9 protein-coding genes are annotated in these 11,682 nt (G+C 34.3%); all 9 read right to left on the bottom strand.

Annotated features, from left to right (window positions below; all coding sequences use genetic code 11):
- Positions 1 to 69 precede the first annotated feature (69 nt).
- Complete coding sequence (alr, locus tag ENO17_04475) at positions 70 to 1,245, bottom strand: alanine racemase (protein ID HER24289.1); 1,176 nt, start codon at positions 1,243 to 1,245, stop codon at positions 70 to 72.
- A gap of 93 nt (positions 1,246 to 1,338) precedes the next feature.
- On the bottom strand, positions 1,339 to 2,883 hold the full coding sequence (locus tag ENO17_04470) for an NAD(P)H-hydrate dehydratase (GenBank protein ID HER24288.1): 1,545 nt from the start codon (positions 2,881 to 2,883) through the stop codon (positions 1,339 to 1,341).
- Positions 2,884 to 3,014: 131 nt separating this feature from the next.
- Positions 3,015 to 3,404, bottom strand: a complete 390-nt coding sequence (acpS, locus tag ENO17_04465) for a holo-[acyl-carrier-protein] synthase (protein ID HER24287.1) — start codon at positions 3,402 to 3,404, stop codon at positions 3,015 to 3,017.
- Between the two features lie 50 nt (positions 3,405 to 3,454).
- A complete protein-coding gene (gene fxsA / locus ENO17_04460) occupies positions 3,455 to 3,850 on the bottom strand; it encodes a membrane protein FxsA (protein HER24286.1) in 396 nt (131 codons plus the stop codon).
- 332 nt (positions 3,851 to 4,182) lie between these two features.
- The gene (locus ENO17_04455) at positions 4,183 to 5,241 is read right to left on the bottom strand and encodes a low-specificity L-threonine aldolase (protein HER24285.1); all 1,059 of its coding nucleotides are present in this window, start codon (positions 5,239 to 5,241) and stop codon (positions 4,183 to 4,185) included.
- A 114-nt stretch (positions 5,242 to 5,355) separates the two neighbouring features.
- A complete protein-coding gene (glnA, locus tag ENO17_04450) occupies positions 5,356 to 6,684 on the bottom strand; it encodes a type I glutamate--ammonia ligase (protein ID HER24284.1) in 1,329 nt (442 codons plus the stop codon).
- A 129-nt stretch (positions 6,685 to 6,813) separates the two neighbouring features.
- A complete protein-coding gene (gene glmS / locus ENO17_04445) occupies positions 6,814 to 8,643 on the bottom strand; it encodes a glutamine--fructose-6-phosphate transaminase (isomerizing) (protein ID HER24283.1) in 1,830 nt (609 codons plus the stop codon).
- Positions 8,644 to 9,172: 529 nt separating this feature from the next.
- On the bottom strand, positions 9,173 to 10,519 hold the full coding sequence (locus ENO17_04440; GenBank protein ID HER24282.1) for a phosphoglucosamine mutase: 1,347 nt from the start codon (positions 10,517 to 10,519) through the stop codon (positions 9,173 to 9,175).
- 75 nt (positions 10,520 to 10,594) lie between these two features.
- Positions 10,595 to 11,682: hypothetical protein (locus tag ENO17_04435; protein HER24281.1), on the bottom strand; the 1,088-nt coding region annotated here is incomplete at its 5' end.

Below are 11,682 nucleotides of genomic sequence, written 5' to 3'. Positions count from 1 at the left end.
CTATAATATAATTGACCAATTTACCAATTGGCAGATTAATTAAACTTGTTTTTTCGGCTTAGCAAAAGGTTAGAGTAATTCTTCTCCAAACATATTTTTTATTTTATAAGGTTTCCCATCCTTAATAAATAACTTGGGCACACGTTTTTTATCAGGCATATGAATAATTTCGTAATTAATAGTAGCAATTTTTTCGGCAATTTCCTCCACGGTTATTTCTTCCCTTCCCTGTCTTCCCCACAATACCACTTCATCTCCTACCTCCACCTGAGGAAGATCAGTCACATCTACCATGCACTGATCCATACACACCCTTCCGATTACAGGAAAACGTTTTCCTCTTACCAAAACTTCTCCTCGATTAGAAAGAAGCCGACTGTAACCATCAGCATAACCAACTGGTAAGGAAGCAATTTTAGTTCCACTTTTAGTAATATAGGTTCGGCCATAGCTGATATATTCTCCCTGAGGTAATTCCTTAAGAAAAGTTATCTGGGTTTTAAAACTATGAGCCGGAGTTAATTTTAAAGTTCTCTTTACCTCGTTAGAGGGATATAATCCATAAATAGCAATTCCCGGTCTTAATAAATCTAACCACATATGAGGAAAATTAAGAAGAGTCGCACTATTTCCTACATGTTTTATCGGAATTTTTATGCCTTCTTCTTCAAAAATATCTAAGACGCTTCTAAATTTTTTAAATTGCGCTTCAGTATACTCCTTATCTTTCTCATCGGCAACTGAAAAATGAGTAAGTATCCCTTCTATTTCTATATCTTTCAACAACCTTACTTTTTTGGCGAAATCTAAGGCATGCTGAGGGGAAATTCCTATTCTTCCCATACCGGTATCCACTTTAATATGTACTTTTACTGTCTTTTTTGCTTGAACTGCAAACTTTGAAATCTTTTCTATTATTTCGTATCTACACACCGTAGGAGTTATATTATGCGAGACCAATGATTCTATTTGTTGTTCAGGGATCAAACCAAGGATTAAAATGGGAACATTAATACCGGACTTACGAAGAAAAATAGCCTCTTCTAAACGAGCGACAGCCAACCTGCTAGCCCCGTTTTTTAGCACTATGGAAGAGACCTCAAGAATATCATGTCCGTAGCCATTCCCCTTAACTACTGCCATTAATTCTTTGTTTTCACCTATTAATTTTTTAATATTTCTTACATTTTGGGCGATTGCATCAAGGTTTATTTCTATCCTGGTAGGGCTTAATAACTTTTTCATAGTCTTATTTTCCCTCCTTTTTTTATTATCTAACACAAATCAGGTTAAAAAATAAAATAAATTTATTCCAGTTATCAATAAATCCTACTCCATTTATTCTAAACTTAAAAAAGCATAAGGTACTTGTGATAAGATATCACCGGCTATCATCCCTCTTTCTCCTTTAAGCTGTCTTGCTAAATCACCAGCAAGACTATGAATGTAAACTCCTGCTATTGCGGCAGAAAAGCTATCGGCTCCTTGAGCTATTAAACTGCTAATTATTCCGGTTAGAACATCTCCCGCTCCTCCGGTTGCCATTCCCGAATTATCGCCAATATTGATATAGACTTCCCCCTCTTTATTAGTTATGATTGTCCTAGCTCCCTTCAAAACAACTATCACCCTAAATTCTTGAGCAATTTCTCTGGCAATTGCTAATTGATGATCTAAGACATATCCGATGTCTTTATTTATTAGTGTAGCCATTTCTCCTGGATGTGGAGTAATCACCGGAGGAATTTTAACTTTTTTCAATAGGGAAAGTTCTTTGCTCAAGGCAAATATTGCGTCGGCATCAATAACTAAAGGTATATTAGATTTTTCTATAATTTTTCTTACTAACCGTTGGGTTTCTAATTCTCGAGAAATACCAGGACCTATCCCTAATACGGAAAAATCTTTCATTGGTCCTAAAATTGCTTCTTCTGCGTCTTCTGCTAAAGATTGTTTTTTTGTTTCAGCAAGAGGAAGAGTCATCACTTCGGTTAGCTTTATCTCCATTATAGGGTTCAGACTTTGAGGAATTCCTAATAGCACAATACCTGCACCACTTCTCATGGCTGCTTCACTGCTCAAATATGCCGCTCCGGTCATTCCTACCGAGCCAGCTAAAATCAAGACTTTGCCGAAAGAGCCTTTATGGGAACAGGCTGAACGAAAAGGCAGAATGGATCTAACTATCTCCTCAGTTATTATATTAGTTTTTATTTTATTATTTTGTAAAAGAGAAGAAGGTATACCAATATCTTCAACCCTTACCTTTCCCGCAAAACTTGCTCCGGGGAAAAGCATTAAACCAATTTTTGGCAGCGCTAAAGTAATAGTATGAGTTGCTTTGATACATGGTCCCTCGATCTTTCCGGAATCTGCATTTAAACCAGAAGGAACATCAATTGCCACCACGTCCCTATTGACTCTATTAATTAAATTTATTATATCAGCTTTTAAGCCAGTTACTTTTCCTTGTAATCCGGTTCCTAAGATAGCATCAATGATTAAATCAGAATCTTGTATGGTTTTTTGTATCTCTTCGATTTTTACGGTTTCCACTTCAAGTAATTCGATGCCCATTTTATCAATAATATTTAAATTTTCTCCTGCTTCATCTTTAATTTTATGGAAAGGAGCCAGCAGAAATACTTTTACTTTTACCCCATAATTATGAAGATAACGGGTAACTACAAAACCATCTCCACCATTATTGCCTGAACCTGAAAAGATGATAATCTTTTTTAATCTTAAGTCAGGGTAAATTTCTTTCAAGCTTTGAAATATTTTAAATCCGGCATTCTCCATTAAATCAAGACCGGATATTTTCTTTTCTACTATTGCTTTGCGATCAATTTCTCTCATTTGTTGACTGGTAGCTACTTTCATAAGATAACTCCTTTGAATTAGTCGTTAATAAATAGTAGATAGTCGTTAGTATATCGTATCGAGTATCGCGTAATAAGAAATGAAACATACTAACTATTTAACTAAATATATACGAATTAGAGTATTAATTTTTACTTATCAAGTATACCTTCAAGAACTACTTGGGCAACAGCATATTCTCTGGAGTGAGAAATACTTATAAAATACTTACAAACTCCTTTTTGGGAAGCAATATTTTTTAATTTTCCGGATGTTTTAATGATAGGTTGCCCGAGTTGATCGTTTTTTATTTCAATCTCTTTCCAACTTACTTTCCTTAATCCTAAAGCCAATGCCTTTAATAGTGCCTCTTTCGCAGCAAATTTCCCAGCATAAGATTGAAATTTTCCGCTCTCCTTTTTTTCACAATATTCTTTCTCCCAAGAGGTAAATATCCTATCAATAAAATTATTGCCCCATTTTTTAATTATCTTTTCTATTCTTTCTATTTTAACTAAATCTATTCCACAGCCTACAATCAATAATATCATTCCTTTTCGTGCTTTCTTTTAATTATTTATAAATAAGTGTTTTAATGACCTTCATAATAAAAGTTACCTTCTTTTATCTTTCCTTTTAGCCAATGTAATAAATATTTTTTCAGAATATTTCTACTGACCGGTATTAAAAAAACAAAACCCAATATATCCGTGATAAAGCCGGGGGTAAGTAGCAATATCCCTCCGGCCAGGATGATTGCTCCCTGAATTAAACTATCTCCTGGTAAGATTCCTCCATTTAAATCATCCTGGATCTTTCTTAAAATCATAAATCCTTGATTTTTTACCAGGAAGGTTCCGATTATCCCGGTTAGAATGATTATAGAAATAGTAGTTAGGCTTCCTATCTTCTTCCCTACTTCAATTAGAATATACAGTTCAGTAACTGGCACTATTACAAATAGTATTAATAATTTAGTAAAAAACATAGTTCGCTCCCATTTATAGTCATCTAATACTTCCTCAATAAATTATACTTAAGCATAATAGTATCTAGTTAATCTATGGATTGTATATCTCTTTCTTTATTCGTCTCTTTAGATATCACCATAAATCTCCCCTTTGCTTCGGTTAATAAGGCACCATTTTTTACTATACAATATATTTGGTAAAAGCCGCTAATTTAGGTTCTGGTCTCCGTCTTTTAATTTTCTCCAAATACTCCCTACTTGATACGCGATACGATACTTCTTTCTATACTCCCCTATTATCCGCTTTCTCTTTACTATATTACATATCCTCCACTAATACTAAATATTAGTTAGCTGACTATTTCTTTAATCGCCTTTATGGTATTATCAATATCTTCTTTATCTATTCCGTAATGAGTAACCAAACGTACTTGAGTCGGTGGTCGCGGTGAACCCAATATATTATACGCTGCCAACTTGGGTAAAAATTGGAAAGTATCCATAGCAGATTTTTTAAGGTCAAAATAGACCATATTAGTCTGAATTGTCTCTAAATCTACTTCAATTCCTTTTATGTCCGCTAATCCTTCCCCTAAAAATCTTGCATTTTTATGGTCTTCCTCTAATCTCTCTACCATATTTTCCAGGGCGATGATACCGGCTGCTGCTAAAACACCTGCTTGCCTCATTCCACCTCCCAGCATTTTTCTATTTTTTCTAGCTCTTTGAATAAATTCCTTTGAACCAGCCAAAATTGACCCTACCGGAGCACTCAAACCTTTAGAAAGACAAAACATCACTGAATCAACATCTTTAGTAAGAAGAAGGGGTTCGATATTTAAGGCGATAGCTGCATTAAATATTCGAGCACCGTCTAAATGTATATGAATATTCCGTTGATGGGCTAACTGGCAAATTTCTTGGGTTAGTTTAGGTGGAATAATTGTTCCACCTGCTCGGTTATGGGTATTTTCCAAACAGATTAAAGTGGTTTTTGGGTAATGAAGATTTTCATCTCTTAAGACCAGCTTAATGTTATGCGGTTCAGGAATTCCTTTATCTCCGACCATCAATCTTGGCATTACACCTGCAACTGCTGACATGCCACCCACTTCATAATAATAAATATGAGAATCCATTTCTAAAATTACTTCATCCCCTCTTTGGCAATGAGTCAGTACTGCCAGAAGATTACCCATGGTTCCACTGGGAACAAATAATGCTGCCTCTTTTCCCATTTTTTTTGCACCCAACTCTTCCAGTTGATTGACGGTAGGATCTTCCCTGTAGACATCATCCCCTACTTTGGCTATACTCATAGCTTTTCGCATCTCATCTGTCGGTAAGGTAACTGTATCACTTCTTAAATCAATTTTTTTTAAATTATGTTTCTTATTTAAATACATCATCAGTCTTTTCCTCCATGTTTTTTGTTGATTAGTTGTTTAGTAACCTGATAACCAATTTAATCCTTATTCCCTGAACAAATTGGCTAAACAAATTTATCCCTTCCATTCCTGGAACTAATAAATGGTTAGATACCTATCCAGTTCCCACTGGTGAACTTGAATTCGATAGTTTTCCCATTCTTCTCTTTTCGCTTCGATATAATTTCTCAAAATATGATCGGTAAAAGCAGATTTTATTACTTCATCCTTATTTAATTCTGACAAGGCTTCTTTTAACGTAGAAGGTAAACTTTCAATACCCAAAGATTTTTTCTTCTCTTTACTCATAGTATAAATATTTTGGCTTATCGGCTCTCCCGGGTCAATCCGATTCTTAATTCCATCTATTCCCGCTTTTAGAATAACTGCAAAAGCTAAATAAGGATTACAGGAGGGATCGGGATTTCTCAATTCTGCTCGGGTACTTTCTCCTCTTACAGCAGGTATTCTTATTAAAGGACTGCGATTTCTTTCTGACCAGGCAATATAAACCGGTGCCTCGTAACCAGGAGTTAGTCTTTTATAAGAATTGACCAAAGGATTGGTAATCGCAGTCAATCCTTTCGCATGTTTCAATAGCCCACCAATAAAATATAAGGCTTCCTTACTTAATTCATATTTTCCCTTTGGGTCAAAAAAAGCATTCTTTCCATTTTTGAATAATGAAATATGAGTATGCATCCCCGAACCAGCTATTCCGGTTATAGGTTTGGGCATAAATGTAACATGTAAATTATGTTTTAAAGCTATGGTCTTGCCGGTGAGCTTTAAAGTCATTATTCTATCAGCTGCAGTGAGAGCATCACAATATCTGAAATCAATCTCATGTTGACCAGGAGCAACTTCATGATGGGAGGCCTCAACCTCAAATTCCAATTTTTCTAAGGCTATTACCATATCTCTTCTCGCTTCTTCCCCTAAATCAACAGGCAAAAGATCGAAGTATCCCCCTCGATCATGAGTCTTGGTAGTTGCTTCCCTTTTTTCATTCAAAAAAAATAGAAAGAATTCTACTTCCGGTCCAATATTAGTGGTATATCCCATTTCTTCCACTTCTTTTAGTACTTTCTTTAAATTAATCCTGGGACAACCATCAAAAGGTGATCCGTCAGTATTATAAACATCACAAGTAATTCGGGCTACATCTTTATCCTCTTCCCAAGGATTTACTGTAAAGGTGGAAAAATCCGGTTTTAAAACCATGTCTGATTCTTCAATTCGTACAAAACCTTGGATGGAGGAGCCGTCGAACATAATTTCTCCATTGAGAGCTTTTTTCAATTCTCTTACCGGAATTTCTACATTCTTGGGCATTCCTAAAATATCGGTAAATCTTAATCGAATAAATTTTACATTTAACTCTTTAGCCTTATTTAAAATCACTTCTTTGGTTATTTCTTTCATTTATATCCTGCTCCTTATATTTTTTTAAAATATATTTTAACAATTATACTCTTTATCTAACAATTTTACAAAATAGGTTAGCCAAAATAGTTTACACTAATAATATTTATTTCTAATGACTTCTTTTTACTATTCCACCGTTACGCTTTTAGCTAAATTCCTTGGTTTATCTACATCGCATTCCAGTATATCAGCAATATGGTAGGCAAATAATTGTAAAGGTATTACCGATAAGATCGGATATAGTATATCCGAAGTTTTAGGAATATAAAATACTTTATCAACACTATTCGCAATCTCTTTATCGCCTTCAGTGGCAATAGCCAATACGCAAGTGTCTCGAGCTTTAACTTCTTTTATATTATTAATCATTTTGGCATAAACTTTATCCTGGGGTACTATTACAACTGTCGGAAAAGTCTTATCCAAAAGAGCAATAGGACCGTGTTTCATTTCTCCTGCCGGATAACCTTCAGCGTGGATATAAGAAATCTCCTTAAGCTTTAAAGCTCCCTCTAAAGCGATAGGGTAATTAATTCCCCGCCCTAAATAAAGGAAATGGTGAAATTTATAAAATTCTTCGCTTAATTTAGTAATCTCCGGATCTTTAAGTAAAATAATCTCGACCATCTGAGGGATCTTTATTAATTCTGTAAATATTTTATTAATCTCTAACGTATCAAGGGTTTTCCTTGCTTGAGCACAATAGAGAGCTAAAATATAAAGGCACATTAACTGGCCAAGAAAGGCTTTTGTAGTAGCCACGCCTATTTCCGGTCCCGCTTTAATATATATTACACTATCCGCTTCCCGGCTGATAGTGCTCCCTCTCACATTGGTAATTGCCAATAGATGAGAACCAGATTCCCGGCAAGCTCTCAAAGCAGCTATAGTATCTGCAGTCTCTCCTGATTGAGATATCAGAATAGTCAAATCTTTTTTTCCCAGTAATATTTTTCTATATCTAAATTCAGAACTATAATCCACTTCTACCGGAATACCGGTTAATTCTTCAAAAATATATTTTCCTACTAAAGCAGTATAGTAAGATGACCCGCAAGCTAAAATAGATATTTTTTCAATTTCTTTGATTTTATCTAAGGGAAGAGTCAGGTAGTCGAGTTTCAGTTTATTTGTTGATAAATCAATCCTACCTTCCAAGTTATTACGAATTACCATAGTTTCTTGAAATATTTCTTTTAACATAAAATGTTTGTATCCGCTCTTTTCGATCATCTCTTCATCCCAATCAATATATACAATCTCTTTTGATAATATTTCTCCCTCGGCGTTGATTATCTCTACTCCATCTTTAGTTATAGTAGCAATTTCTTTTTCTTCCAAAAAGATTACTTTATTGGTATAACAAAGTAAGGCGGCTATATCAGAAGCTAAAAACATTTCTCCTTCTCCTACTCCGATAATCAAAGGGCTCCCACAGCGTGATGCAACAATTTTCTCTGGATCGCGAGTGGAAATAACTCCTATAGCGTAAGATCCTTCTACTTCTTTTATAGATTCCTTAACGGCTGAAGTTAAATTATCCGAAAAATTGCTTTCTATTAAATGGGGTAGAATCTCAGTATCTGTTTCAGAGATGAAATTATGCTTTTCTAAAATTAATTTTTCCTTTAAGGGTAAATAGTTCTCTATAATACCGTTATGCACTACTACTATTTCCGAGTTACATCCACAATGTGGGTGTGCGTTTATATTATTGGGTTTTCCATGGGTAGCCCACCTGGTATGACCAACACCAATATTACCCTTTGGAGCTCCCTTCTCTAATAATTTTTCTAATTTAGCTACTCTCCCTTTACATTTTTCTATTTTTATTTCATTATTTTTTAATGCGGCGATGCCTGCAGAATCATATCCTCGATATTCTAATTTCTTTAATCCGTTCAATAAAATAGGTACAGCTTCTTTTGAACCGATATATCCAATTATTCCACACATTTTTATATCCTTTCACAAAGTAAATATTTTTTTAAAATAAAATACCCTATTACCAATCCATTAAGAAAGATAATAGGGTTCTTCATTGTTTCTATTTCTGCAATGAATTCCTTGCTTTAAATTTTTAAGTGTTTGCTGATAAATTTTACACTTTTTGCTTTATGTTTTTCAATAAACGTTTATATTAGAGTAGAAAAACCTTAGCAAGAATACTTAAGTATGGATTTATTTTTCCATAAAAACCTTTTTGTGCTTGTAATCGCTCACAAGTTTTGTAGGTTTTATAAAGATCTGGCAAACCTAGGAGTATCCGCCGAATTTTCGATAAACTCCTTCCTCGTCAACTTACCGTAGTAAAATCCCTGATCATTTCTCTTAAGTAAGTTCTGGCGCTTATATTCAATTTTTTAAATTTACTCTCCTTTATCACCTCCCTCTATTAGTCGTTAGCATATAGCATAGCGGATAGTATTTAGCTTATAGTTTTGATTTTATCACTAAATACTATTTAATAACTACTATTCACTGGTTATATATCTTCCATTTTGATTATCTCCCCTAAATCCCGGGCGATTTTTTCTAATCGATTCTTATCTTCTCCTTCCAATAATACCCTTATTAACGATTCAGTACCAGAAGCTCTGACAAAAATTCTGCCCTTTCCGTTAAGTTCCTCTTCTATTTCGGTAATAAATTTTTTTATAGTAACATTTTTAAAGAATTGCCCTTTATCTTTAATCTCAGAATTCAAGATGACCTGAGGAAATTTCTCCACGATTGAAGCTAAATTAGATAGAGTTTTTCCTTCTTCGCTTAATACTTTCATTAGTTGTAAAGAAGTCAATAATCCATCCCCGGTAGTGCTATATTGCGAAAAAATAATATGACCTGATTGTTCCCCTCCCAGTACTGCCTTAACTTTCTTCATCATTTCCAATACATAACGGTCGCCAATTCTTGTTCTTATTACTTTTCCTCCTGCTTTTTCTATTGCGCTATCAAGGCCGATATTGCTCATTAAGGTAGTTACTACGGTTTTATTGGGTAACTGGTTCTTCTTGATAAGACTTAAAGCACAAATTGCCATTATTTGATCGCCGTCTATAATATTTCCCTTCTCATCTACCGCAATTACCCTATCCGCATCTCCATCATAAGAAAAGCCTAAATCTGCTTTTTGTTTTAAAACTTCTTTTCTTAAAGAATCAGGGTATACTGAACCACAACTAAAATTTATATTGGTACCGTCAGGTATATTGTTTATGGTAATTATCTCTGCACCTAACTCGGTAAAAACACGAGGGGCGATCATAAAAGAAGCACCATTAGCACAATCTAAAACGATTTTATATTTTTTGAGTGAAAATCTTGGGGAAAGGGTATTTTTAATGTACTCAATATATCTTTCTGTGGCACCGACTAATTCTTTTATCCTGCCAATATTTTCCTTAGTTGGCCATTCATTCTTTGAATGATTTTCAAAATATATTCTCTCTATTTCTTCTTCTTCTGCATCAGAAAATTTAAATCCATCTCCTCTAATATATTTAATGCCATTATGATCGAAGGGGTTATGGGAAGCAGAAATAACTATTCCACAATTAGCCTGATAGGCTCTGGTTAGGTAGGCAACTACGGGTGTAGGTACTATTCCCACTCTTAGGACATCCACTCCTACTGAGCATATTCCCGCTATCAAAGCAGCTTCTAACATATCTCCAGAAATTCTAGTGTCTTTACCAATTAATATTCCGGGATTAGCTTTACCTTTAAATAAATAAGCCCCGGTTCTTCCTATACGAAAAGCCACCTCAGCAGTTATGGGCTCTTTGTTAGCAATTCCTCTTATTCCGTCAGTTCCAAATAATTTTTTCATAAACCATCCCAATATTAATTCACCAATTCTCCAATTCCTCAATACACCAATTGGTAAATTGATAAATTATAAATTTTATTTATTAATCAACACGGTAAGTTCTTCCGGTTCAACTTTAATTAGAGTAATTCCTTCGGGAAGGACTACTTGAGCTTTAACCTTTTGCTCAACCCGAAAATCATCTGTAAATATTATAAAAGCCTTTACTTCTTCTGCTTTTAATAGGTCAACTAAGATATTTTTTCCTTCAACAGTTACATCAACTGTATTTGGTTTTATTTCGCAAGATACAAAGGGAGATAAATCTCGTGGTACAACTGGAATATTTTTTAGGACCTTCTGAATAATGGCTTCTTTAACTTGTATGGTAACTTCAATAAGCTCAACCTCGCCTTCCGCTATATTTAATCCTTCTTCTAGAGCAGGAGGAACTCTGACGGAAAGAGTCTTGGTAATTCCACTTATATCAATAGCAATAGTCTCTAAAAATTCAATTTTACTTATTTTAGAATAATTACCAAAAATTCTTATTTCATCGGGATTAGATGATATTTCAGAAATATAATAACCGGGAGCCGGTTTTCCGATTATTTTTGGTTTTACTATTAACTGAGCTTCCGGGTATCCGTGGGTTAAAGAAATTGATGCCTCCACAAAATCAGGTTCAATTTTTACATCTTTAATTTCATTTCCCTTTACATCCACTGCCTTTATAGTTATTTCCCTGCTTAGATCTTCCTTTGCTCCGGAAATATCAATAGCACAAATTACCTGATTAATACTTTCTAATACACTCTGCGCGCCAGTTATCTTTACTTTGGAAGGATTAAATTGAGGTTCACCAGTTAAAGAATATCCTTTTTCAGGAGTTCCTATTAAACTATATTCCACTTCCATCTCTTTAGCTAAAACTTTTTCCAGTTCCACCATTATTTCCGAAGGAATAATTCTAATGATCTGAGTTCTTTTGGGAGCATCAACTTTTACTTTTAATTTATATAGACCTTCCTGGTCAATTTCAGAAAAATTTACTATTCCATTAATCTGATGAGGAGAAATATTATTAATTACATCTTTAGGACCTTTAATGCCAATACTTACATTCTCAGGGAACTCTTTAGCAATTAAATCTTCTCTAAGATTATTTTGAATAAGTGATATAT

The sequence above is a fragment of the Candidatus Atribacteria bacterium genome, assembly GCA_011056645.1.
Lineage (GTDB): Bacteria > Atribacterota > Phoenicimicrobiia > Phoenicimicrobiales > Phoenicimicrobiaceae > Sediminicultor > Sediminicultor quartus.
Note: the sequence above shows the minus strand (reverse complement) of the source record. Positions and strands in the feature narration are given on the sequence as shown.